This window comes from Pseudonocardia ammonioxydans (assembly GCF_900115005.1).
Classification (GTDB): domain Bacteria; phylum Actinomycetota; class Actinomycetes; order Mycobacteriales; family Pseudonocardiaceae; genus Pseudonocardia; species Pseudonocardia ammonioxydans.
In genome coordinates this window covers 1-24027 of sequence record NZ_FOUY01000006.1, presented here as the reverse complement: position 1 = coordinate 24027, position 24027 = coordinate 1, and the positions used below count along the sequence as shown (strand labels likewise).

Sequence of the window (24027 nt, the reverse complement as noted above, 5' to 3'; positions counted from 1 at the left end):
GCGGCCCGGCGTACTGCCACCGCGTGATGCCGGGACCTCCGGTGCCGGGAACTCCGGTATCGGAGACCTGGTGCCGGAAACGCGGTGGCGCGATCTCAGGCCCGGAACCTCGCTCGGTGCCGGACACATCGGCGCCGGGAGCCTCGGCCGGACCGGGGTCGGCCCGGCCGAGGGCCCGGGCTCACCAGCCGCGCGAGCGCCACTCCGGCACGCTCGGCCGCTCGTTCCCGAGCGTCGAGTCGTCGCCGTGGCCCGGGTAGAACCAGGTGTCGTCGGGGAGCGTGCCGAAGACTCGCTCCTCGAGGTCGGTGATCAGCTGCGCGTTGTCCTCCGCCGACCAGGTCTTGCCCGGACCGCCCGGGAACAGGCTGTCGCCGGTGAACAGGTGCGGCCGGTCCTCGCCCCGGTAGAGCAGGGCGATGGAGCCGGGCGTGTGCCCGCGCAGGTGGATCACCTCGAGCTCGATGGCGCCGAAGCGGATCGTGTCGCCGCCGCCGACGAGCTCGTCCATCGGCGCGGGGAGCTCCGGCGCGTCCTCCGGGTGCGCGATCAGTCGCGGCTCGAACATGCCGGCGATCGCGCCGAGCGCCTGCCAGTGGTCGGGGTGCCGGTGGGTCGTGACCAGGTGCCGGAGGTCCGGGCGCTCGTTGGTGGCGCCGACGAGGTCGGCGATCCGCGTCGGCTCGGCCGCCGCGTCGACGAGCAGCGCCTCGTTGCTCTCCTTGCACACGAGCAGGTAGGCGTTGTTGTCCATCTCGCCGACCGAGACCTTGCTGATGCTCAGCTTCTCGAGGTCGCGGCGGATGGCCGCGCCGCCCGGGTCGGTGTGACCGGTGTAGTTCTCCAGGACGTCCACGGCGCGAGGGTAGCGGCCGGGGCCGACAGTGTCCGTGAAGACCGATGGGCGGCCGCCAAGACCGATGGGCGGCCGCGGAGACCGGTGGGCGGCCGGTGACACCGGTGACGGCCGGGGAGCGCGATCACGGCCCGGGAGGCCGAGGGGCACTGCGGCCGGGGAGCCGGGAACGCCTGGACGCCGTTCCCGGGCACGGCCCACCGCGCGGGAGCCGTCGCCCGCACGGGCGGGCCCGCTCACGGCTCGAACATGCGTACGAGTATCATGGCGACGGGACCGACCGGCGCGCACCGAGGTGCGCCCACCGAGGAAGACCTGGGCAGACACCCGCTCCGCGAGTTCCTGTCGGTGGGTCGACCTAGCATCGGTACCGGGCGTGGAGGTGTCCGTCGCCGGCCGTCCGTCGAGCAGTACCGGCACGGCACCGGCGCAGGCAACCCGGCAACGGCGCAGGCAACACGGACACGACACCGAGTGCAAGACCGAGACACTGAGTAGGCACCGAGAAGACACGGCCCGGTCGCGGAATGTCGCGACCGTCGAGGGCGTCGGAACGGGGACCCCGTCCCGACGACCCGCTGTCCCAGGAGGCGCGCATCGTGAGCGACCAGAGCACCGACCGACGTGACGCCGGCACTCCGCCGTCACCGGGGGTGGCGCCCGTGCCGAGTGGTCCGAAGCTGGTCGTGCGCGGCGCGCGCGAGCACAACCTGCAGGGCGTCGACATCGACCTGCCCCGCGACAGCATGATCGTATTCACCGGGCTGTCCGGCTCCGGTAAGTCGAGCCTGGCGTTCGACACGATCTTCGCCGAGGGCCAGCGGCGCTACGTCGAGTCGCTCTCGGCGTACGCGCGGCAGTTCCTCGGCCAGATGGACAAGCCCGACGTCGACTTCATCGAGGGCCTGTCCCCGGCCGTCTCGATCGACCAGAAGTCGACCAACCGCAACCCGCGCTCGACCGTCGGCACGATCACCGAGATCCACGACTACCTGCGGCTGCTCTACGCCCGGGCCGGCGTCCCGCACTGCCCGCAGTGCGGGCTCCGGATCGAGAAGCAGACCCCGCAGCAGGTCGTCGACCAGGTCCTGGAGATGGAGCAGGGCAGCCGGTTCCAGGTCCTCGCGCCGGTCGTCCGCACCCGCAAGGGCGAGTTCGTCGACCTGTTCTCGACGCTGCAGTCCCAGGGCTACTCCCGTGTCCTGGTCGACGGCACGGTGCACCAGCTGAGCGATCCGCCGAAGCTGAAGAAGCAGGAGAAGCACGACATCTCGGTGGTCGTGGACCGGCTCGCGGTCAAGGCGACGGCCAAGCAGCGGCTCACCGACTCGGTGGAGACGGCGCTGCGGCTGGCCGACGGTCTCGTCGTGCTCGACTTCGTCGACCTGCCGGAGGGCGACCCGGGTCGCGAGCGGCGCTTCTCCGAGAAGATGGCCTGCCCGAACGGGCACACCCTGGCCGTCGACGACCTCGAGCCGCGCACGTTCTCCTTCAACTCGCCCTACGGGGCCTGCCCGGCCTGCACCGGCATCGGGATCAAGAAGGAGGTCGACCCCGAGCTCGTCGTCCCCGACCCGGACCAGTCCCTGGCCGACGGTGCGATCGCCCCCTGGTCGGCCGGGCACAACGCGGAGTACTTCGGGCGGCTGCTGACCGGGCTGTCGCAGGCGATCGGCTTCCGGATGGACACCCCGTGGCGCAAGCTGCCCGCGGCCGCCCAGAAGGCGGTGCTGAACGGCAGCGACGACCAGGTGCACGTCCGGTACCGCAACCGGTACGGGCGGGAGCGCTCGTACTACGCCAACTTCGAGGGCGTGATGCCGTTCCTGGAGCGGCGTCTCGAGCAGACCGAGTCCGAGTCGCAGCGCGAGCGCTACGAGGGCTACATGCGCGACATCCCGTGCCCGGCGTGCGGCGGGGCGCGGCTGCGGCCCGAGGTGCTGTCGGTGACCCTGCCGCACGAGACACTGGGGGAGCGGTCGATCGCCGAGGTCTCGGCGATGTCGGTCGCGGAGTGCTCGGGCTTCCTGAACGGCATGGTGCTCGACGACCGTCAGGCCATGATCGCCGGTGCGGTGCTCAAGGAGATCCAGGCGCGGCTCGGCTTCCTGCTCGACGTCGGACTGGACTACCTCTCCCTGGACCGGGCCGCGGGAACGCTCTCCGGTGGTGAGGCGCAGCGGATCCGGCTCGCCACCCAGATCGGGTCCGGCCTGGTCGGCGTGCTGTACGTGCTCGACGAGCCCTCGATCGGGCTGCACCAGCGGGACAACCGCCGGCTCATCGACACGCTGACCCGGCTCAAGGAACTCGGGAACACGTTGATCGTCGTCGAGCACGACGAGGACACGATCCGCTCCTCGGACTGGGCGGTCGACATCGGGCCCGGTGCCGGCGAGCACGGCGGGCACATCGTCCACTCCGGCCCGGTCGCCGACCTCGAGTCGCACGACACGTCGCTGACCGGGGCCTACCTGTCCGGGCGCCGGTCGATCCCGCTGCCGGAGCGCCGCGAGCTCGACCTCGACCGCATGCTCACCGTCGTCGGAGCGCGGGAGCACAACCTGCGCGGCATCGATGTGGACGTCCCGCTGGGCGGGCTGGTCTCGGTCACCGGAGTGTCCGGGTCCGGTAAGTCCACGCTGATCAACGACATCCTGGCGACCGTGCTGGCGAACCGGGTGAACGGCGCGCGCCAGGTCCCGGGCCGGCACACCCGGATCACCGGGGTGGACCAGGTCGACAAGCTGGTCCGGGTCGACCAGTCGCCGATCGGGCGTACCCCGCGCTCCAACCCGGCCACCTACACCGGCGTGTGGGACAAGATCCGGAAGCTGTTCGCGGCGACGACCGAGGCGAAGGTCCGCGGGTACGCCGAGGGCCGGTTCTCGTTCAACGTCAAGGGCGGTCGCTGCGAGGCCTGCACCGGCGACGGCACCATCAAGATCGAGATGAACTTCCTGCCGGACGTCTACGTCCCGTGCGAGGTCTGCAAGGGCGCCCGGTACAACCGCGAGACGCTCGAGGTGCACTACAAGGGCAAGACGGTCGCCGACGTCCTCGACATGCCGATCGAGGAGGCCGCGGAGTTCTTCGACCCGATCACCTCGATCAGCCGCTACCTGCGGACACTGGTCGACGTCGGTCTCGGTTACGTCCGGCTCGGGCAGCCCGCGCCGACGTTGTCCGGCGGCGAGGCACAGCGCGTGAAGCTGGCGTCCGAGCTGCAGAAGCGCAGCAACGGCCGCACCGTCTACATCCTCGACGAGCCCACGACCGGACTGCACTTCGAGGACATCCGCAAGCTGCTCGCGGTGATCCAGGGGCTGGCGGACAAGGGCAACACGGTGATCGTCATCGAGCACAACCTCGACGTCATCAAGACCTCGGACTGGATCATCGACATGGGCCCGGAGGGTGGCTCCGGCGGCGGCACGGTCGTCGCCGAGGGCACCCCGGAACAGGTCGCGGCGAACCCCGACAGCCACACCGGCCGGTTCCTGCGGGATCTCGTGACCCCGGACGCGACCCCACCGGCGTGGCGCCGGCGGTCGGGGTCCGCGGCGAGCACCACGCCGGCGACGAACGGTTCCGCGAAGGGGACGACCCGGCGCCGGGCGAAGGCGGCGACCAAGGGCTGAGCGGACCCGGCACCGCTCGATGCCGGGGGACCGGTCAGCGGGGCTCGGCCGGATCCGGGCGGCGGAGGCCGCCGAGCACGAACAGTCCGTAGCGCCGGGCGAGCGCGGTGTAGCTGCCCACCACGCCTATCGCGCGGTCCCGGCGCCGGATCAGCGGTTCGGCGTCCCGGATGAGTCGGCGGGTGAACTCCCGCTGCACGGCGAACTCCGCGCGGGTCGCCGCCGCCGACGCCGACCCGGTGTGGATCCGGAACGACGCGGCGGTGGCGGAACCGCCGTGCAGGCCACCGTGGCGCAGCAACCGGACCCACAGGTCGAGGTCCATCGTGAACAGCAGGGCTCCGTCCACACCGCCGACCGCCTCGTAGTGCTCGCGCCGGAAGGTCACCGCGGCGGGCGGCCCGATCGGGTTGCCGCCGTGCCGGACGACGGCCCGCAGCACCTCGGCCGCCGGGTGCGCCCCGAGCAGGGTGCGGGGCAGGTGCCGGTTCGCGAACAGGACCCGGCCGCCCCCGTCGATCATGTCGGTGCGGCCGACGGCGAGCGCCAGGGACGGGTCGGCGGTGAGGGTCGCGACCTGCCGGGCGAGCGCACCCGGCGCGACGGCGTCGTCCGCACACACGATCTTCACCAGGTCCGCCCGGGCGAGGTCCACGGTGCGGGCCCAGTTCTCGGCCATCGGCACGGTCTCCTCGACCCGGACCAGCCGGACGCGGGGGTCCCCGACCGCACGGACGACGTCCGAGGATCCGTCGGTGCTGCCGTTGTCCCGGACCACGACCTCGAGGTCGACGTCCTGGTCCAGCACGCTGCGCAGCGCCCGTTCCAGGTGTGCCGCGCCCTGGTGGACGGGGATGCACACCGAGACGGCGGGACTGCTGGGGTCGGTCGGCACCGCGGGTTCTCCTCGGGTCGGTTCGTCGGCCGGTATGGTCACGGTTCCGCGCTGCGCGCGGAACCGTGACACTGTGCAATAGCCCGCCGCAACGGTCAGCGGTAGGCGTGGTGCGGCCGGTCGCGCACCCGGGCCCGCCGGGCCGTCCCCGGAGCGGGCTGCTATTGTCGGGAATGCGACCACCCGGGAACGCGTTGACACGTGTGTTCCGGGCGTCAAGTGGAGCCCCGCTCCCACCCGCACCGTGCTCGTAGCGGTCCGGGTTCATGGTCCGGCCTGGCGGCGTTCGTGCCACGGGCCGATCAACGGGTCTTCGCTTGTCGTCGCCGGTAGCAGGTAGTAGCGACACAGCGAGTCACTCAGGAGACCCCATCAGCACAGAGCCCCGCATCAACGACCGCATCCGCGTGCCCGAGGTCCGCCTCGTCGGCCCGAACGGGGAGCAGGTCGGGATCGTGCGCATCGAGGACGCCCTCCGGCTGGCCCAGGACGCCGACCTCGACCTGGTCGAGGTCGCCGCCCAGGCCCGCCCGCCGGTCTGCAAGCTCATGGACTACGGCAAGTTCAAGTACGAGAGCGCGCAGAAGGCCCGGGAGTCCCGGCGTAACCAGCAGCTCACGGTGATCAAGGAGCAGAAGCTCCGGCCGAAGATCGACAAGCACGACTACGAGACGAAGCGCGGCCACGTCCGTCGCTTCCTCGAGGGCGGCAACAAGGTCAAGGTCACGATCATGTTCCGTGGCCGTGAGCAGTCCCGGCCCGAGCTGGGGTACCGGCTGCTCCAGCGCCTGGCCGAGGACATCGGGGACATCGCCGTCGTGGAGGCCGCTCCCAAGCAGGACGGTCGCAACATGACGATGGTCCTGGCGCCGACGAAGAAGCCGGCCCGCAAGCCTGCGACCGCCGCCAGCTCCGACGCCCCGGCCGACGCCGAGGCGTGACGCCCGTGCTCCACCCGCCGGGGTTCCCGGTGGGTGGAGAACGTGGGTGGAGAACACCGCAGTACCCGAAAACGACCCCCGGCCCGCCGGGGGCCGACACCGAACGGATACGTCATGCCCAAGAACAAGACGCACAAGGGGACCGCGAAGCGGGTCCGCACCACCGGTAGCGGCAAGCTGATGCGCCAGCAGGCCGGGCTGCGCCACCGGCTGGAGGTCAAGTCCCGCAAGGAGAAGCGTGACCTGTCGGGCGTGGTCGACGTGGCCAAGCCGGACGTCAAGCGCGTCAAGAAGCTGCTCGGTCGCTGACTTTCCGCCCCTAACGAACTTCCGGCGCCCCGAGCCCCCGTCGGGCGTCGAACCACCTCAGGAGACGAACCATGGCACGCGTGAAGCGCGCGGTGAACGCCCAGAAGAAGCGCCGCACCACGCTGGAGTCGGCCGCCGGCTACCGCGGGCAGCGTTCCCGGCTGTACCGCAAGGCCAAGGAGCAGATGCTCCACTCGATGAACTACGCCTACCGGGACCGTCGCCAGCGCAAGGGCGACTTCCGGCAGCTGTGGATCACCCGGATCAACGCCGCGGCCCGCGCCAACGACATGACCTACAACCGGTTCATCCAGGGCCTCAAGGCCGCCGGTGTGGAGGTCGACCGCAAGAACCTCGCCGAGATCGCGGTCAGCGACCCGGCCGCGTTCACCGCGCTGGTCACGGTGGCGAAGGAGAACCTGCCGTCGGGTTCCGAGCAGGGCTCCGCGGCCTGAGGTGACCCGCAGCGAGTCGCGCGACGCCCGGCGTTCCGCAGGCTCCACGCGCAGCGCAGATGGGCGTTCCGCAGGCTCCACACCTGGCGCCGAGGGGCGTTTCGCAGGCTCCACGCCCGGCACCGAACGCACTCCGCGCGTCGCAGCGGCCCGCAAGCTGCTGCGCCGTGCGGGGCGCGATCGGGCCGGGCGTTTCCTCGTCGAGGGTGCCCAGGCGGTGCGCGAGGCGCTCGCCCACGGCCGGGTGCACGAGCTGTTCGTGACCGGGTCCGCGGCGGACCGGCATCCCGAGCTGGTCGAGGCCGCCCGTGACCGCGGCGCGCACGTGCTTCCCGTCACCGAGAAGGCGGCGGCCGGGCTGTCCGAGACGGTCACCCCGCAGGGCCTGGTCGCGGTCTGCGACCTCCTCGACGTGCCGCTCGCGACGGCACTGGGCGGTCCGGCCGGTTTCGTGACCGTCTGCGCCGGCATCTCCGACCCCGGCAACGTCGGCACCGTCGTCCGGGTCGCCGACGCCGCGGGCTGCGACGCGGTCCTGCTCGCCGGGGACACGGTCGACCCGCACAACGGCAAGGCCGTGCGCGCGTCGACCGGCAGCGTCTTCCACCTCCCGCTGGCCCGCGACCGGGACACCTCCGTCGTGCTCGACGCCTGCCGGGCCGCGGGGCTGACCACCCTCGTCGCCGACGGCCGCGGCGAGCTGGACCTGCACGATCCGGGGACGGCCCCGATCCTGGCCGGACCGGTCGCCTGGATCCTCGGCAGCGAGGCGCACGGTCCGGGGCCCGAGGTGTTCGCCGCCGCCGACCACCGGGTCCGCGTCCCGATCCACGGCCGTGCCGAGTCGCTGAACCTCGCCACCGCGGCCGCCATCTGCCTGTACGCGACCGTCGGCGCCCGGGCGGGCGTTCCCGGGCGGCCACCGGCCCGCCGGGACTGACCTGCTCGGGAATCCGTTCGGGGCGTCCCTCTACGATCGGGGGCACCATGAGTGAGAACGACGCGGGCAGCCCGCTGGACCCGGACGCGCTGAAGGCCGCGGTGGAGGCCGCGCGCTCGGCGTTCGACGCCGCAGCCGACCTCGATGCGCTGGCCGCGGTCAAGCCGGCGCACCTCGGCGACAAGGCCCCCATCCCGATGGCGAGGCGCTCGCTCGGGCAGCTGCCCGGGCCGGAGCGCGCGGACGCCGGCAAGCGGGTCAACGCGGCCCGCCAGGAGGTGCAGACGGCGTTCGACGAGCGCCGCGCCGTCCTGGTCTCCGAGCGCGACGACCGGGTCCTGCGCGAGGAGACCGTCGACGTCACGCTGCCCTGGGACCGGCGCCCGCGCGGGGCCCGGCACCCGATCACGCAGCTCTCCGAGCGGATCGCCGACATCTTCGTCGCGATGGGCTGGGAGATCGCCGAGGGACCCGAGGTCGAGGCGTCCTGGCTGAACTTCGACGCACTCAACTTCGGCAAGGACCACCCGGCCCGCACCATGCAGGACACGTTCTACCTGGGTGATGCGGCACAGGGACAGGACTCCGGGACGGTGCTGCGCACGCACACCTCGCCGGTGCAGGTCCGCTCGTTGCTCGAGCGGGAGCTCCCGGTCTACGTGGCCTGCCCGGGCCGCACCTTCCGCACCGACGAGCTCGACGCCACGCACACGCCGGTGTTCCACCAGGTCGAGGGCCTCGCCGTCGACCGCGGGCTCACCATGGCGCACCTCAAGGGCACGCTGGACGCGTTCGCCCGGGCCATGTTCGGCCCGGAGGCCGGCACCCGCATGCGGCCGTCCTACTTCCCGTTCACCGAACCGTCCGCCGAGGTGGACCTGTGGTTCCCGCAGAAGAAGGGCGGCGCAGGCTGGGTCGAGTGGGGCGGCTGCGGCATGGTCAACCCCAACGTCCTGCGCGCGGCCGGCGTCGACCCCGAGGACTACTCCGGTTTCGCGTTCGGCATGGGTATCGAGCGCACGCTGATGTTCCGCAACGGCATCCCCGACATGCGCGACATGGTCGAGGGCGACATCCGTTTCTCCACCGCGTTCGGCGTCTGAGCCGCCACCACCGCTATCAACCCGAGGAGTACCGAGCAGTGCGCGTGTCCGCCTCCTGGCTCGCCCGGCACATCGACCCGGCGGCCCTGCCGGCACGTCCCGAGGACATCGGCGAGGCGTTCGTCCGGGTCGGGCTGGAGGTCGAGGAGATCCATCCGGCCCCCGAGATCACCGGACCGGTGACCGTCGCGCGGGTGGCGGAGATCGAGGAGCTCACCGAGTTCAAGAAGCCGATCCGCTACTGCCGCGTCGACTTCGAGGCCCGGGAGGACGGGACGGTCCGGTCCCGTCACGTCGTCTGCGGGGCGAGCAACTTCGCGGTGGGTGACCTCGTGGTCGTCACCGAGCCGGGCGCCGTGCTGCCGGGTGGTTTCGCGATCGCCCAGCGCACGACCTACGGCCGCGTCTCCGACGGCATGATCGCCTCGGCGAAGGAGCTCGGCCTCGGCGCCGACCACTCGGGCATCCTCGTGCTGCCGCCCGGAACGGCAGGCCCCGGCGACGACGCGCTCGAGGTCCTCGGCCTCGCCGAACCGGTCATCGAGCTGGCCGTCACCCCGGACCGGGGCTACTGCTTCGCCGTCCGCGGTCTGGCCCGCGAGCTCGCCACCGCGCTGGACGCCGACTACACCGACCCGGCGGGGCGGGTCACGGTGCCGGAGACCGCCGCCGACGCGTGGCCGGTCCGGATCACCGACACCGACGGGTGCGCCCGGTTCGTCGTGCGCCGGGTGGACGGCGTGGACCCGGCCGCGCCGAGCCCCTGGTGGATGCAGCGCGCGCTGCTCTCGGCCGGGATGCGGCCGATCTCGCTGATCGTCGACGTCACCAACTACGTGATGCTCGACCTCGGCCAGCCGTTGCACGCCTACGACGCGTCCCGGGTGACCGGCACGATCGAGATCCGCCGGGCGGCGGCCGGGGAGAAGCTGGAGACCCTCGACGGCCAGACCCGGGCCCTCGACCCGGACGACCTGCTGATCACCGACGAGTCCGGGCCGATCGGCCTGGCCGGCGTCATGGGCGGGGCGTCGACCGAGATCCCCGAGCTCGCGACGCTCGCGGCCGGCGCACGGGTCGACGTGCTGCTCGAGGCCGCACACTTCGCCCCCGCAGTGATCGCCCGGGCCGCCCGGCGGCACAAGCTGCCCAGCGAGGCGTCCCGCCGGTTCGAGCGGGTCGTCGACCCGGCGCTGTCCGCCGTCGCCGCCGAGCGCGCCGCGCAGCTGCTCGTCGAGCTGGGCGGCGGCACCCTCGCCGACGGTCGCACCGACGAGGGCGGTGTCCCCGCGGTGCCGCCGGTGCGGATGTCGCTGTCGTTGCCCGACAAGGTCGCCGGGGTCGCCTATTCGCGCGGCGCGACGGTGCGGCGGCTGACCCAGGTCGGCTGTGCCGTCGACCTGGACACCGGCACCGACGGTCACGGAGTGGTGATCGCGACCCCGCCGACCTGGCGGCCGGACCTGCGGCAGGCCGCCGACCTGGTCGAGGAGGTGCTGCGGCTGGAGGGCTACGACACGATCCCCTCCGAGCTGCCCGCCGCCCCGCCCGGGCGCGGGCTCGCCCCGGCCCAGCTGCGGCGGCGCGCGGTCTCGCGCGCGCTGGCCGAGGCGGGGCACGTGGAGGTGCTGCCGTTCCCGTTCGTCTCCGACGCGGTCTGGGACGACCTCGGGCTGGCCGTCGACGACCCGCGCCGCCGTACCGTCGCGGTCAGCAACCCGCTGGACGCCGAGCGTGCCCGGCTGTCCACGACGCTGTTGCCCGGACTGCTCGACATGCTGGTGCGCAACCGCTCCCGCGGCACCGAGGATCTCGCGCTGTACACGATCGCCCAGGTCGTCCAGCCGGACGCGCAGCCGTCCGCGATGCCGGACCCGGCGGTCACCGCGCGGCCGAGCGAGCAGGAGTACGCGGCGATCCGGGCGGCGCTGCCCGACCAGCCGGTGCACGTCGGCGTCGTACTGGCGGGGAAGCGTGAGCCGCGCGGCTGGTGGGGTGCGGGACGCCCGGCCGGCTGGCAGGACGCGGTCGAGGCGGCCCGGCTGACCGGTGCGGCCGCCGGTGTGGAGCTGCGCCCGCGCCGCGCCGAGCGGGCGCCGTGGCACCCGGGCCGCTGCGCGGAGCTCGTGCTCGCCGGGACCGACACCGTCGTCGGCCACGCCGGCGAGCTGCACCCCAAGGTCGTCGAGACGCTCGGGCTCCCGGCCCGCACCGCGGCCGCCGAGCTCGACCTCGATGCGATCCCGCTGCGGGAGAACCTGCCGGTCCCGCGGGTGTCGGGCTTCCCGCCGGTGGCGGTGGACGTCGCCCTGGTCGCCGACGAGTCGGTCCCCGCGGCGGATCTGGCCGAGGCCCTGACCGACGGCGCCGGCGAGCTGCTCGAGTCGGTCCGGCTGTTCGACGTCTACACCGGCGACCAGGTCGGGGAGGGCAAGCGGTCGCTGGCGTTCTCGCTACGACTGCGCGCCGCGGACCGGACGCTCACCAGTGAGGACGCGAACACCGCCCGGGACGCCGCCGTCGCCGAGGCGACCGCCCGACACGGGGCCGCCCTGCGCTGACGAGCGCTCCCGGGAGGTGCTTCCCGGAGGTGCTGCGCCGCCGGTCACCGATCGCGGGCCAGGGCGGCGGCCGCGGCCAGGGCGGCGGCCCGCCACTGCCCGTCGGTCGGGCTGCGTCCCGCTACGGCGATCGTGACCAGGTGACGCGCCGTGCCGAGCTGCAGCGTCGGCCCGGCCACGGTGTCCAGCAGCGCGGCCGCCGTCCCCGCCCCGGTGCCGCCGAGTGGCCTGGCGCCCGCGGCGTCGTGCACGTAGCGGGCCGGGCTGACCCGCTGCGTGCGGTAGACGTTCACCGACACCGTCGACGACCCGCCGACCGCGAAGCAGGACCGGCTCCGCGAGCCGTCCGCCCGCTCGGTCGCGGCGTTCGTCGCCGGCACGGCCGGCTCGGCGCCGAGCAAGCCGGTCAGCACACCGGCGTCGAGCAGGCACTCGTCGGCGACGACGTCGGCGGTCAGGGCTGCCGGCGCGCGCGTCGGAGCGGGTGCCGGCCCGGCGCGCTCCGGGCCCGGCGCCTCCACCGGGGTGGGCGGGCCGGTCCGCCTCGTCGGGCCGTCCGCGCCGGCCGGGGCCGGGGTGGGGATCGCGTCGCCCGGCGGGCCGTCCGCGCCGGGACGCGGCGGGGCGTGTCCGGCGGATGGCGGCGGTGTGTCGGGGCGGGCCGGGGGCGTCGTCGGGTCCGCCACCGGGGCGGCCTGCTGCCACGCGGGGGCGGTCGGTTGCGGCGTGCGGGTGACCGGCCCGGCCGGGGGATCGGCCGCCTGTGGCAGGGCGCCGGTCGCGTCCGCCGGCAGGGCGGGCCCGTGACCGGCGGGCCACGGTGTGCCCGTCACCGTCGCCGCACAACCGGTGAGGGCCGGCACCGCCAGCACCAGCAGCACGACCAGTACCGCCGGTACCGCGCGCCCCGTCCTGACGACCCGGCCGGGCCGGGTACCGGTCGTCCGCTCGGTCCGCATCCGCGGGAGGCTAGGGTTCGGAGCCGTCGTCCCCGGGTGTGTGCCGGCATCCGGTGGCGATCGCGAATCCCGATTGCATGACTTTCCGCCGTCGTGCATAATCATGCACGTGGTACGCATCGCAGTGGCGGGAGCCAGCGGGTACGCCGGGGGAGAGCTGCTCCGGCTGCTCCTCGCGCATCCGGACGTGGAGATCGGCGCGCTGACGGCCGGGGGTAACGCCGGGACGCGCCTGGGTGAGCATCAACCGCACCTCGCGCCGATCGCGGACCGCGTGCTGGGGGAGAGCACCGCAGAGAACCTCGCCGGGCACGACGCGGTGTTCCTCGCCCTCCCGCACGGCAAGTCCGCCGAGCTGGCCGCCCAGCTCGGCGACGACACCCTGGTGATCGACTGCGGGGCCGACCACCGGCTGACCGACTCCGCGGCCTGGGACCGCTGGTACGGCGGCGAGTACGCCGGTCACTGGCCCTACGGCCTGCCCGAGCTGCCCGGTGCCCGGGAGCGGCTCGTCGACAGCAGGCGGGTCGCGGTACCCGGGTGCTATCCGACCGGGACGAGCCTGGCGCTGTACCCGGCCCTGGCCGCGGGGCTGATCGAGCCGGAGGTGGTGATCACCGCGGTCACCGGGACGTCGGGTGCGGGCCGCTCGCTCAAGCCGCACCTGCTCGGCGCCGAGGTCATGGGGTCGCTGTCCGCGTACGGGGTCGGCGGTGTGCACCGGCACACACCGGAGATCACGCAGAACCTCACCGCCGCGCTCGGCTCGCCCGTCTCGGTCAGCTTCACGCCCGTCCTCGCGCCGTTGCCGCGCGGCATCCTCGCGTCCTGCTCAGCGAAGCTGACCGGTGCGGCCGCCGACACCGCCACGGTCCGGCAGGCCTACGAGAAGGTCTACGCGGACGAACCCTTCGTCCGGCTGCTGCCGGAGGGCCAGTGGCCCACGACCGGGCAGACCCTGGGATCGAACCTGGTCGCGCTGCAGGTCGCGGTCGACACCGATGCGCAGCGCCTCGTCGTGGTGTCCGCGATCGACAACCTGACCAAGGGGACCGCCGGGGGCGCGGTGCAGTGCATGAACCTGGCCCTCGGGCTGCCCGAGACGACCGGCCTGCCGACGACGGGAGTGGCGCCGTGAGCGTGACCGCCGCACGGGGGTTCCGGGCCGCCGGGGTCGCCGCCGGGATCAAGAAGTCGGGCCGGCCGGACCTGGCGCTGGTCGTGAACGACGGCCCGCGCGCCGACGCCGCCGGCGTGTTCACCCGCAACAAGGTCAAGGCCGCGCCGGTGCTGTGGTCGCAGCAGGTGCTCACCTCGGGCGCGCTGCGCGCCGTGGTGCTCAACTCCGGTGGCGCGAACGCCTGTACCGGGCCGCAGGGGTTCCAGACCGCGCACGCCACCGCCGAGAAGGTCGCCGAGGTGCTGGGCTGCGGTGCGGTCGAGGTCGCGGTCTGCTCGACCGGTCTGATCGGCGAGCAACTCCCGCGGGAGACGGTGCTCGCCGGGATCGACACGGCGGCCGGGGAGCTGACCGGCACACCCGAGGCGGGGGCCGCCGCGGCGGGCTCGATCATGACCACCGACACCGTGCCGAAGCAGGCGCAGGTCACCGATCCGGCGGGCTGGACGGTGGGGGGCACCGCCAAGGGCGCCGGCATGATCGCGCCGTCGATGGCGACGATGCTCGCCGTGGTCACCACCGACGCGGTGGTGGACCGTGCGGTGCTCGACGCGGCCCTGCGTGAGGCGGTCCGGTACAGCTTCGACCGGCTCGACATCGACGGGTCGATGTCCACCAACGACACGGTGCTCGTGCTGGCGTCCGGGGCGTCCGGCGTCGCGGCCGACCCGGCGGTGTTCACCGCCGCGCTCACCCGGGTCTGCCGGGACCTCGCCGAGCAGATGCAGGCCGACGCCGAAGGGGTCACCAAGCGGATCACGGTCCGGGTCGCCGGTGCCGCCTCGGAGGACGACGCGGTCACCGTCGCGCGCACGATCGCCCGGGACGCGCTGGTCAAGACGGCGATGTTCGGTTCCGACCCGAACTGGGGGCGGGTCGCCGCCGCGGCCGGCTACGCCGACGCCGCCGTCGATCCGGAGCGGCTCGATGTGACGATCAACGGTGTGCTGCTGTGCAAGGGTGCCGTCGTCGCCGGGGACCGCGCCGACTGCGACCTGTCCGGCAAGGACGTGCTGATCGAGGTCGAGCTCGGGCTCTCCGGCGGCGCCGACGGGCACACCGCCGAGATCCGGACCACGGACCTGTCGCACGCGTACGTGGAGGAGAACAGTGCCTACTCCTCCTGAGCGCTCGGCCGAAGACGCCCCGCAGCCGCAGGTCGCGTCGTCACCGGAGACCCCTGCCCGGTTGAAGCGGGCGGGGGAGAAGGCCGCGGTCCTGGCCGAGGCGCTGCCCTGGCTGCAGCGCTTCCACGGCCGGATCGTCGTCGTGAAGTACGGCGGCAACGCGATGATCGACGAGGAGCTGAAGCAGGCCTTCGCCCGGGACATGGTGTTCCTGCGGCTGGCCGGCATCCACCCGGTCGTCGTGCACGGCGGCGGCCCGCAGATCAGCGCGATGCTCACCCGCCTCGGCATGTCCGGGGAGTTCCGCGGCGGGCTGCGGGTCACCACCCCCGAGACGATGGAGATCGTCCGGATGGTGCTCTTCGGGCAGGTCGGCCGGGAGCTCGTCGGGCTGATCAACCAGCACGGGCCGCTCGCGGTCGGACTCTCCGGGGAGGACGCGGGCCTGTTCACCGCGGAGAAGCGGACCGCACTCGTCGGCGGCGAGGCGGTCGACATCGGCCTCGTCGGTGACGTCACGGAGGTCAACCCGGATGCGGTGCTCGACATCATCGCGGCGGGCCGGATCCCCGTCGTCGCCGGTATCGCGCCGGACGCCGACGGCCAGGTCCACAACATCAACGCCGACAGCGCGGCCGCCGCGCTGGCCGGTGCGCTGGACGCCGCGAAGCTCGTGGTGCTCACCGACGTCGAGGGGCTCTACGCGAACTACCCCGACCCGGAATCGATCATCACCTCGCTGACGGCCGACCAGCTGGAACCGATGCTGCCCCGCCTGGAGAGCGGGATGGCGCCGAAGATGGAGGCCTGCCTGCGCGCGGTGCGCTCGGGTGTGGGGCAGGCACACGTGATCGACGGGCGGGTACCGCACTCGGTGCTGCTCGAGGTCTTCACGCACGAGGGCGTCGGGACGATGGTGCTCCCGGACGCAGACGGGGTGACACGGGAATGAGCACACACGCGCAGCGCTGGCAGTCCGCGCTGATGAACAACTACGGCACCCCGCCGCTGACGCTGGTCCGCGGCGAGGGGGCCCGTGTGTGGGACGCGGAGGGCCGCCGGTACCTCGACCTGTACGCGGGCATCGCGGTGAACGCGCTCGGGCACGCCCACCCGGCCGTGGTCGACGCGGTCTCCGAGCAGGTCCGCACCCTCGGCCACACGTCGAACTTCTTCATCACCGACCCGGCGCTGCAGCTCGCCGAGCGGCTGCAGGGGCTGCTCGGCCGCGACGACGCGCGGACCCTGCTGTGCAACTCGGGCACCGAGGCCAACGAGGCCGCGTTCAAGATCGCTCGGCGGACCGGCCGCCCGGAGATCGTCGCCTGTGAGGCCGCGTTCCACGGCCGCACGATGGGGGCGCTCGCGCTCACCGGACAGCCGGCGAAGCGTGCGCCGTTCGAACCGATGCCGCCGGGCGTCACCCACATCCCGTTCGGTGACGTCGCGGCACTCGACGCCGCCGTCACCGAGCAGACGGCCGCGGTCTTCCTGGAGCCGATCCTGGGTGAGGCCGGTGTCATCGTCCCGCCCGACGACTACCTGGCGGAGGCACGCCGGATCACCAGCGAGCGCGGTGCGCTGCTGGTGCTGGACGAGGTCCAGACCGGGATCGGTCGCACCGGGTACTGGTTCGCGCACCAGGCACACGGGATCGTCCCGGACGTGGTCACCCTGGCGAAGGGGCTCGGCGGCGGTCTGCCGATCGGCGCCTGTGTCGGGTTCGGCGCGGCGGGCGCGCTGCTCGAGCCCGGCCAGCACGGCACCACGTTCGGCGGGAACCCGATCTCGTGCTCGGCCGCGCTCGCGGTGCTGGACACGATCGCCACCGAGGGGCTGCTGCAGCACGTCGACCGGCTCGGCAAGGAGATCCGCAGCCGGCTCGAGGGGCTCGGCCACCCGCTGGTCGGCGATGTCTCCGGTGCCGGTCTGCACATCGGCATCGGTCTGACCTCGCCCGTCTCGGCCCAGGCCGCGGCGGCCGCGCGCGAGGCCGGGTTCCTGATCAACAACGCCACACCGGAGCGGCTGCGGCTGGCGCCCGCGCTCACCCTCGGTGACGACGAGGCGGAGGAGTTCCTCACCGCCGCGTCCGGGATCCTCGACGCGGCCGCCGCCGAGCGGGAAGGCCAGGGCAGCTGATGGTCCGCCACCTGCTGCGCGACGACGACCTCTCGCCCGCCGAGCAGGCCGAGGTCCTCGATCTCGCCGACCGGCTCAAGGCCGACCGGTTCGCCGAGCAGCCCCTTGCCGGGCCGAAGGCCGTCGCCGTCGTCTTCGACAAGTCCTCCACCCGCACCCGGGTCTCGTTCGAGGCCGGGATCACCCAGCTCGGCGGCTCGGCGGTGATCCTCGAGGGCAGCACCAGCCAGCTCGGCCGCGGCGAGACGATCTCCGACACGTCCCGGGTGCTGTCGCGCTACGTCGACGCGATCGTCTGGCGCACCTCGGGGCAGGAGCGGGTCGAGGAGATGGCCTCGGTCGCGACGGTGCCCGTGGTCAACGCGCTGACCGACTCCTACCACCCGTGCCAGATCCTCGCCGACCTGCAGACGATCCGGGAGCGCCTGGGCCGGCTCGCTGGGGTCACCCTGACCTACCTCGGCGACGGGGCCAACAACATCGCGCACTCGCTGCTGCTCGGTGGCGCCACCGCCGGCCTGCACGTGCGGATCGCCTCCCCGGCCGGGTTCACCCCGGCCTCCGACGTGGTGCGCGACGCGAAGGCCCGCGCGGACCGCACCGGGGGGTCGGTGACCCTGATCGCCGATCCGCACGCCGCGGTGACCGGGGCGGACGTGGTCGTCACCGACACCTGGACGTCGATGGGCCAGGAGAGCGACGGGCTCGACCGGGTGGCGCCGTTCCGGCCCTACCAGGTGAACGCGGAGCTGCTCGGCCGTGCCGCACCCGGGGCGATCGTGCTGCACTGCCTGCCGGCGCACCGCGGCGAGGAGATCACCGACGAGGTGATCGACGGACCGGCCAGTGCGGTGTGGGACGAGGCGGAGAACCGGTTGCACGCGCAGAAGGCGCTGCTGACCTGGCTCCTGCGGGCATGAGCGACGGCGAGCGCGAGCGGCGGCAGGGCACCGCCAGCCGGGTCACCCGGCAGGCGAAGATCATGGATGTGCTGTGGAGCCGTCCCGTGCGCAGCCAGCCCGAGCTGCTCGTCCTGCTGGACCAGCTGCACGGCATCGAGACCACCCAGGCCACGTTGTCCCGCGACCTCGACGAGCTCGGGGCGGTCAAGCTGCGCGGACCCGACGGCGGGGCCCCGGTCTACCGGGTCCCCGAGGACGGGAGCCCGGTGCGCGGCGTCGAGGGCGGCACCACCCGGTTGGGCCGGTTGCTGGGGGAGCTGCTCGTGTCCGCGGACGCGAGTGGCAACCTTGCGGTCCTGCGGACCCCGCCCGGGGCCGCGCACTACCTGGCGAGCGCGCTGGACCGCGCCGCGCTGCACGACGTCGTCGGCACGATCGCCGGTGACGACACGATCATCGTGATCGCTCGCGAGCCCTGCTCCGGGGCGGAGCTCGCACGACGACTGCAGGAACTGCCGAACGCCGCGCCGGCAGGCGCGGAGACGAAGGAGAGTTGACATGGCGGATCGGGGCCGACCGGCCCACATCGCCGGGCAGTCCGGAGCCGCGTCGTGAGCGGGAACGCGGCGCTGTGGGGCGGGCGCTTCGCGTCCGGCCCCGCCGACGCACTCGCCGCGCTGAGCAAGTCCACGCACTTCGACTGGGCGCTGGCCCCGTACGACATCCGCGGCTCTAAGGCGCACGCGCGCGTGCTGCACCGGGCCGGGCTGCTGTCGGACGAGGAGCTGTCCGGCATGCACAAGGCGCTCGACGAGCTCGCGGCGGACGTCGGATCCGGGGCGTTCGGCCCGGAACCGGGCGACGAGGACGTGCACACCGCACTCGAACGCGGCCTGATCGAGCGGGCCGGGCCCGACCTGGGCGGGAAGCTGCGTGCCGGCCGGTCCCGCAACGACCAGGTCGCCACCCAGTTCCGGATGTGGCTGCGCGACGCGACGCGCCGGATCGGCGCCGGGGTGCTCGACGTCGTCGACGCGCTGGTCGGGCAGGCCGAGGCCCACCCCGGTGCCGCGATGCCGGGCCGTACGCACCTGCAGCACGCTCAGCCGGTGCTGCTCGGCCACCAGCTGGCCGCGCACGCGCACTCCCTGTTGCGTGACGTCGACCGGCTCCGCGACTGGGACCGTCGTACGGCGTACTCGCCCTACGGCTCCGGGGCGCTGGCCGGGTCCTCGCTCGGGCTGGACCCCGAGGCGGTGGCGGCCGAGCTGGGCTTCGCGGGCTCGTCGGCGAACTCGATCGACGGGACCGCGTCGCGGGACTTCGCGGCCGAGGCCGCCTTCGTGCTGGCGATGGTCGGTGTCGACCTGTCCCGGCTGTCGGAGGAGGTCATCCTCTGGGCGACCGCGGAGTTCGGCTACGTCACGCTCGACGACGCCTACTCCACCGGCAGCTCGATCATGCCGCAGAAGAAGAACCCGGACGTCGCGGAGCTGGCACGCGGCAAGTCCGGGCGCCTGGTCGGGAACCTGACCGGCCTGCTGACCACGCTCAAGGGTCTCCCGCTGGCGTACAACCGGGACCTGCAGGAGGACAAGGAGCCGCTGTTCGATTCGGTCGCACAGCTCGAGCTCCTGCTCCCCGCGGTCGCCGGGATGGTGCAGACCCTCACCTTCCACACCGACCGGCTGGCCGAGCTGGCACCGGCCGGGTTCACCCTGGCCACCGACGTCGCCGAATGGCTGGTCCGCCAGGGCGTGCCGTTCCGGGTGGCGCACGAGGCGGCCGGTGGTTGCGTCCGCGCGGCCGAGGCCCGTGGTGTGGGACTGGACGAGCTGACCGACGACGAGCTCGCCGGCGTCCACCCGGCCCTGGACCCGAGTGTCCGCGAGGTGCTGAGCGTGGAAGGCTCCATCGCGTCGCGGAACGCGCGGGGCGGGACGGCCGGCGACCGGGTCGCCGAGCAGCTCACCGACCTGCGTACCGACGCCGCCGCAGCGAGAGAGTTCACCGGAGGAACCGCATGACCGACCCCGCAGCCGCATACGAGGAGCTGAAGGCCGCCGGCCTGAAGCTGGACCTGACGCGGGGCAAGCCGTCGTCCGAGCAGCTGGACCTGTCGCACGCGCTGCTCGGCCTGCCCGGGGCGGGCGAGTTCCGCGCCGCGGACGGCACCGACACCCGCAACTACGGGGGCGGCCAGGGCCTGCCCGAGCTCCGGGAGATCTTCGCGCCGTTCCTGCAGGTGCCGGTCGGGCAGCTGATCGCGGCGAACAACTCCAGCCTCGAGCTGATGCACGACACGCTCGTGCACGCGCTGCTGTCCCCGCTCCCGGGCGCACCGAGCCGCTGGGTCGACGCGGGCCGGGTCGCGTTCATCGCCCCGGTCCCCGGTTACGACCGCCACTACGGCGTGTGCGAGCGCCTCGGGATCGACCTGGTCAGCGTGCCGATGACCGCCGACGGGCCGGACATGGACGAGGTCGAGCGGCTCGTCGCGGACGACCCCTCGATCAAGGGCATCTGGTGCGTGCCGAAGTACTCGAACCCGGACGGTGTCGTCTACTCCGACGACACGGTGCGCCGGCTCGCATCGATGCCGACCGCCGCGCCGGACTTCCGGATCATGTGGGACAACGCATACGCGGTGCACCACCTGACCGAGGAGGAGAGCGAGGTCGCCGACGTCCTGGCCCTGGCCGCCGAGGCGGGCAACCCGGACCGGCCGTTAGTCTTCGGCTCGACCTCCAAGATCACGCTGGCCGGCGCGGGGGTGGCCTTCTTCGGTGCCTCGTCGGCGAACGTCGAGTGGTGGCTGAAGCTGGCGTCGAAGAAGACGATCGGACCGGACAAGGTCAACCACCTGCGGCACGCGCGGTTCCTGAAGGACGCCGCCGGCCTGCGCGCCCACATGGCCGCGCACCGGGCGCTGATCGCCCCGAAGTTCGCGGCGGTCGAGCGGCTGCTGACCACGGCGTTCGCCGACGTCGAGGGCGTGTCGTGGACGACGCCGAAGGGTGGCTACTTCGTCAGCCTCACCGTGCCGGACGGGCTCGCGTCCGAGGTCGTCCGGCTCGCCAAGGAGGCCGGCATCGTGCTGACCCCGGCCGGGGCGACGCACCCGGGGGGCAAGGACCCGCAGGACGCCACGATCCGGCTCGCCCCGACCCTGCCGCCGCAGGACGAGGTCGAGAAGGCGATGGCGGGCGTCGTGACCTGTGTCCAGCTCGCCCTGGCCCGCCGCTGAGTGGGTAGCGAGTTCTCCGTCCCGGGGCCCGGCCGTCCGCAGCGGCCGGGTCCCGGCACTTTGCTCGACCGCTCCGAGCTCGCCGTCGACGTGCTGCCGGCCGCCGCGCGACTGCTCGGCTGTGTCCTGGAGGCCGACACCCCCGAGGGGACCGTCGCGGTACGCCTGGTGGAGGTCGAGGCCTACCGCGGGCGGGACGACCCGGCGTCGCACTGCTACCGCGGGCGCACCGCACGCAACGCGGTCATGTTCGGCCCCGCCGGGCACCTCTACGTCTACTTCGTCTACGGCATGCACTTCTGTGCGAACGTGTCCTGCCTGGAGGACGGCGAGCCGGGAGCGGTCCTGCTGCGCGCCGGTGAGGTGCTGACCGACCCGGGCGTCGCCCGGGCACGGCGGCCGACCGCCCGCAAGGACGACGACCTGGCCCGCGGCCCGGCCCGGCTCGCCTCGTTGCTGGGACTCGGACGTGCGGACAACGGACTCGACGTGACCGACCCGGCGTCCCGGGTCCGGTTGCACGCCGGGGAGCCGTTGCCCCCGTCCTCGATCCGGACCGGCCCGCGGGTCGGGGTGGCCGCCGCCGCGGAGCTGGCGTGGCGCTACTGGGTGGACGGGTCACCGGCGGTGAGCGTGTACCGCCCCGGCGGGACGCGGGCCCGTCGCCGCCGGACCTGACCAGTGCGTCGCCGGGCCCCGACGTGACGGCCCGCGGAGCAACCGCGTGCGGCTAGGCGAGGGACACCCGCGTGCAGTCGTCCGAGCGGGCGGACGAAGATGGTGCGCGTGCCTACGGACATCCTGGACGAGCTGGAGTGGCGCGGACTGATCGCGCAGACCACCGACCGTGACGCCCTGGCGAAGGAGCTCGCCGGCGACGAGCCGGTCACGCTCTATGCCGGGTTCGACCCGACCGCCCCCAGCCTGCACGCCGGGCACCTCGTCCCGATGCTGACACTGCGCCGGTTCCAGGAAGCCGGTCACCGGCCGGTCATCCTGGCCGGCGGGGCGACCGGGATGATCGGTGACCCGCGTGACATCGGGGAGCGGACGCTCAACGACGAGGCGACGGTCGCGCAGTGGACCGGCCTGATCCGCGGTCAGCTCGAGCGTTTCGTGTCGTTCGACGACTCGCCCACCGGGGCACTGGCGGTCAACAACCTCGACTGGACCGGCGGTCAGACGGTGCTGGAGTTCCTGCGGGACCTCGGCAAGCACTTCCCGGTCAACACCATGCTCGCCCGCGAGACGGTGAAGCGCCGGCTCGCCGGGGAAGGCATGTCCTACACCGAGTTCAGCTACCTGCTGCTGCAGTCCCAGGACTACCTGCACCTGTACCGCGAGCTCGGTTGCCGGCTGCAGATCGGCGGATCCGACCAGTGGGGCAACATCGTCGGTGGGGTCGAGCTGATCCGCCGGATCGAGAGCGCGCACGTGCACGCGATGACGCTGCCCCTGGTCACCGACTCCGACGGGCGCAAGTTCGGCAAGTCGACCGGCGGCGGGAACATCTGGCTCGACCCGGAGCGGACCTCGCCGTACGCCTGGTACCAGTACTTCGTGAACGTCGCCGATGCCGACGTCATCGGCTACCTCAAGCTCCTCACCTTCCTCGACCGCGAGGAGATCGACGCACTGGCGACCGAGCTCGAGGAGAAGCCGCACCTGCGTGGTGCGCAGCGCCGCCTCGCCGCCGAGCTCACGACGCTCGTACACGGTGCCGAGCAGACCCGGCAGGTCACGACCGCGAGCCAGGCCCTGTTCGGACGGGCCGACCTGGCAGAGCTCGACGCCGGGACGTTGGGCAGCGCGCTGGCCGAGGTCCCGAACGCCGACAGCGGGGGAGGGGAGACGATCGTCGATCTCCTCGTCGCGACCGGCCTCACGGAGAGCAAGGGCGCCGCCCGGCGCGCGGTGAAGGAGGGCGGGGCGTACGTCAACAACGTCAAGATCACCGACGAGGAGTGGGGCCCCGGGGCCGGGGACGCCCTCGCCGGTGGCTGGCTCGTCATCCGCCGCGGGAAGCGGAATCTGGCCGGGGTCCGCCTGGTCTCCTGAGCGGAGCTTGCGGAGCGAGCGTGATGCCGTGCGGAGCTTGCGGAGCGAGCATGACGCCGTGCGGAGTCTGCGGAGCGAACATCGGCACGGGCGGGCCGGGACGGCACCCCAGCACGGCTGACCTGCGACAACACCGAAACCGGACCCCCCTTGCAGAGCGCCTCCGGCGGGTGCTGTAACTTTCTCTCTGTCGCCAGGACGGGACGGACGAGCGGGCCAGGCCGGAAGGCCAAGAACGCAGGACCGGCCCGGAGGTGACGGCCCCCGATAACCACTCCGGTGGGAATCAGGCCGCCTGAGGCAAGGGTTGACCCTGGCCGAGGGAACAAGTAGCATAGAAGAGTTGCCTCCTAACGGAGCGACTCTGGAGCCCCGGGGGTACGGCCGACAGGCCGGAGCCCGAGTGCGGGTGTCTTTTGAGAACTCAACAGTGTGTCGAGCTATTTTTGGTTTGGCGTTTTTGTGCCAGATTGTTTGTTCGGCTGTGATGCGACCCCGTCGTGTTGTGGCTGGTTTTTTGTCAGGGTTTTTGTTGGAGAGTTTGATCCTGGCTCAGGACGAACGCTGGCGGCGTGCTTAACACATGCAAGTCGAGCGGTAAGGCCCTTTCGGGGGTACACGAGCGGCGAACGGGTGAGTAACACGTGGGTGACCTGCCCTCCACTCTGGGATAAGCCCGGGAAACTGGGTCTAATACCGGATAGGACCACT

20 protein-coding genes and 1 rRNA gene are annotated in these 24027 nt (G+C 72.9%); 18 read left to right on the top strand and 3 right to left on the bottom strand.

The window, feature by feature from the left end:
• Positions 1-181: 181 nt before the first annotated feature.
• A complete protein-coding gene (locus tag BM093_RS07880) occupies positions 182-856 on the bottom strand; it encodes an MBL fold metallo-hydrolase (RefSeq protein ID WP_093339546.1) in 675 nt (224 codons plus the stop codon).
• 653 nt (positions 857-1509) lie between these two features.
• Between BM093_RS07880 and uvrA the strand changes: the two genes are divergently transcribed.
• Entirely contained in the window at positions 1510-4497 is a 2988-nt protein-coding gene (uvrA, locus tag BM093_RS07875) for an excinuclease ABC subunit UvrA (RefSeq protein ID WP_177238344.1), read from the top strand.
• Between the two features lie 34 nt (positions 4498-4531).
• Here the strand turns inward: uvrA and BM093_RS07870 are convergent, their stop codons facing one another.
• Positions 4532-5392, bottom strand: a complete 861-nt coding sequence (locus tag BM093_RS07870; RefSeq protein ID WP_177238326.1) for a glycosyltransferase — start codon at positions 5390-5392, stop codon at positions 4532-4534.
• Between the two features lie 407 nt (positions 5393-5799).
• Here BM093_RS07870 and infC point away from each other — a divergent pair, with 407 nt between their 5' ends.
• The 6 genes from infC to pheT all read left to right on the top strand — a co-directional run bounded on the left by infC (position 5800) and on the right by pheT (position 11701).
• Positions 5800-6333 carry a translation initiation factor IF-3 gene (gene infC / locus BM093_RS07865; protein WP_425439121.1) on the top strand — a complete coding sequence of 178 codons (534 nt, stop codon included), beginning with the start codon at positions 5800-5802 and terminating at the stop codon, positions 6331-6333.
• Between the two features lie 114 nt (positions 6334-6447).
• Positions 6448-6642 (top strand): 50S ribosomal protein L35, encoded by a 195-nt coding sequence (gene rpmI, locus BM093_RS07860; protein ID WP_093339532.1) that lies wholly within the window; start codon positions 6448-6450, stop codon positions 6640-6642.
• A gap of 71 nt (positions 6643-6713) precedes the next feature.
• The gene (rplT, locus tag BM093_RS07855) at positions 6714-7097 is read left to right on the top strand and encodes a 50S ribosomal protein L20 (RefSeq protein ID WP_093339528.1); all 384 of its coding nucleotides are present in this window, start codon (positions 6714-6716) and stop codon (positions 7095-7097) included.
• A 1-nt stretch (position 7098) separates the two neighbouring features.
• Entirely contained in the window at positions 7099-8037 is a 939-nt protein-coding gene (locus tag BM093_RS07850; RefSeq protein WP_425439120.1) for a TrmH family RNA methyltransferase, read from the top strand.
• A 47-nt stretch (positions 8038-8084) separates the two neighbouring features.
• Positions 8085-9140, top strand: coding sequence for a phenylalanine--tRNA ligase subunit alpha (gene pheS / locus BM093_RS07845; RefSeq protein WP_093339523.1), 1056 nt, complete (start codon positions 8085-8087; stop codon positions 9138-9140).
• Between the two features lie 38 nt (positions 9141-9178).
• The gene (gene pheT, locus BM093_RS07840; RefSeq protein ID WP_093339518.1) at positions 9179-11701 is read left to right on the top strand and encodes a phenylalanine--tRNA ligase subunit beta; all 2523 of its coding nucleotides are present in this window, start codon (positions 9179-9181) and stop codon (positions 11699-11701) included.
• 44 nt (positions 11702-11745) lie between these two features.
• On the opposite strand, the gene BM093_RS07835 is transcribed toward pheT, so the two are convergent.
• Positions 11746-12660 carry a hypothetical protein gene (locus BM093_RS07835; RefSeq protein ID WP_093339513.1) on the bottom strand — a complete coding sequence of 305 codons (915 nt, stop codon included), beginning with the start codon at positions 12658-12660 and terminating at the stop codon, positions 11746-11748.
• Between the two features lie 103 nt (positions 12661-12763).
• Here BM093_RS07835 and argC point away from each other — a divergent pair, with 103 nt between their 5' ends.
• The 11 genes from argC to BM093_RS07780 all read left to right on the top strand — a co-directional run.
• Positions 12764-13798 (top strand): N-acetyl-gamma-glutamyl-phosphate reductase, encoded by a 1035-nt coding sequence (gene argC, locus BM093_RS07830; protein ID WP_093339508.1) that lies wholly within the window; start codon positions 12764-12766, stop codon positions 13796-13798.
• On the top strand, positions 13795-14967 hold the full coding sequence (gene argJ, locus BM093_RS07825; protein ID WP_177238325.1) for a bifunctional glutamate N-acetyltransferase/amino-acid acetyltransferase ArgJ: 1173 nt from the start codon (positions 13795-13797) through the stop codon (positions 14965-14967). The genes argC and argJ overlap by 4 nt, the downstream gene beginning before the upstream one ends.
• A gap of 61 nt (positions 14968-15028) precedes the next feature.
• Entirely contained in the window at positions 15029-15919 is an 891-nt protein-coding gene (gene argB, locus BM093_RS07820) for an acetylglutamate kinase (RefSeq protein ID WP_093339500.1), read from the top strand.
• Positions 15916-17109 (top strand): acetylornithine transaminase, encoded by a 1194-nt coding sequence (locus BM093_RS07815; RefSeq protein WP_093339495.1) that lies wholly within the window; start codon positions 15916-15918, stop codon positions 17107-17109. The genes argB and BM093_RS07815 overlap by 4 nt, the downstream gene beginning before the upstream one ends.
• Positions 17109-18029: an ornithine carbamoyltransferase gene (argF, locus tag BM093_RS07810; protein WP_093339492.1), complete on the top strand. Its 921-nt coding sequence runs from the start codon at positions 17109-17111 to the stop codon at positions 18027-18029. Before BM093_RS07815 ends, argF begins: the two co-directional genes overlap by 1 nt.
• Entirely contained in the window at positions 18026-18568 is a 543-nt protein-coding gene (locus BM093_RS07805) for an arginine repressor (protein WP_093339487.1), read from the top strand. The genes argF and BM093_RS07805 overlap by 4 nt, the downstream gene beginning before the upstream one ends.
• A 54-nt stretch (positions 18569-18622) precedes the next feature.
• Positions 18623-20038, top strand: coding sequence for an argininosuccinate lyase (argH, locus tag BM093_RS07800; protein WP_093339482.1), 1416 nt, complete (start codon positions 18623-18625; stop codon positions 20036-20038).
• Positions 20035-21258 carry an aspartate aminotransferase type Ic gene (locus BM093_RS07795; RefSeq protein ID WP_093339477.1) on the top strand — a complete coding sequence of 408 codons (1224 nt, stop codon included), beginning with the start codon at positions 20035-20037 and terminating at the stop codon, positions 21256-21258. The genes argH and BM093_RS07795 overlap by 4 nt, the downstream gene beginning before the upstream one ends.
• Positions 21259-21318: 60 nt before the next feature.
• Positions 21319-21936 carry a DNA-3-methyladenine glycosylase gene (locus BM093_RS07790; RefSeq protein ID WP_093339472.1) on the top strand — a complete coding sequence of 206 codons (618 nt, stop codon included), beginning with the start codon at positions 21319-21321 and terminating at the stop codon, positions 21934-21936.
• Between the two features lie 99 nt (positions 21937-22035).
• Complete coding sequence (gene tyrS, locus BM093_RS07785) at positions 22036-23316, top strand: tyrosine--tRNA ligase (RefSeq protein WP_143105294.1); 1281 nt, start codon at positions 22036-22038, stop codon at positions 23314-23316.
• Positions 23317-23845: 529 nt separating this feature from the next.
• Positions 23846-24027 (top strand): 16S ribosomal RNA (locus BM093_RS07780); the annotation flags it as partial.

What these genes read in the sequence shown, in the direction of transcription:
- rpmI (WP_093339532.1), top strand. Translation starts at nt 6,448, where the DNA reads ATGCCCAAGAACAAGACGCACAAGGGGACCGCGAAGCGGGTCCGCACC.
- rplT (WP_093339528.1), top strand. Translation starts at nt 6,714, where the DNA reads ATGGCACGCGTGAAGCGCGCGGTGAACGCCCAGAAGAAGCGCCGCACC.
- pheS (WP_093339523.1), top strand. Translation starts at nt 8,085, where the DNA reads ATGAGTGAGAACGACGCGGGCAGCCCGCTGGACCCGGACGCGCTGAAG.
- BM093_RS07835 (WP_093339513.1), bottom strand. Translation starts at nt 12,660, where the DNA reads ATGCGGACCGAGCGGACGACCGGTACCCGGCCCGGCCGGGTCGTCAGG.
- argC (WP_093339508.1), top strand. Translation starts at nt 12,764, where the DNA reads ATGCACGTGGTACGCATCGCAGTGGCGGGAGCCAGCGGGTACGCCGGG.
- BM093_RS07815 (WP_093339495.1), top strand. Translation starts at nt 15,916, where the DNA reads ATGAGCACACACGCGCAGCGCTGGCAGTCCGCGCTGATGAACAACTAC.
- argF (WP_093339492.1), top strand. Translation starts at nt 17,109, where the DNA reads ATGGTCCGCCACCTGCTGCGCGACGACGACCTCTCGCCCGCCGAGCAG.
- BM093_RS07805 (WP_093339487.1), top strand. Translation starts at nt 18,026, where the DNA reads ATGAGCGACGGCGAGCGCGAGCGGCGGCAGGGCACCGCCAGCCGGGTC.
- BM093_RS07795 (WP_093339477.1), top strand. Translation starts at nt 20,035, where the DNA reads ATGACCGACCCCGCAGCCGCATACGAGGAGCTGAAGGCCGCCGGCCTG.
- tyrS (WP_143105294.1), top strand. Translation starts at nt 22,036, where the DNA reads ATGGTGCGCGTGCCTACGGACATCCTGGACGAGCTGGAGTGGCGCGGA.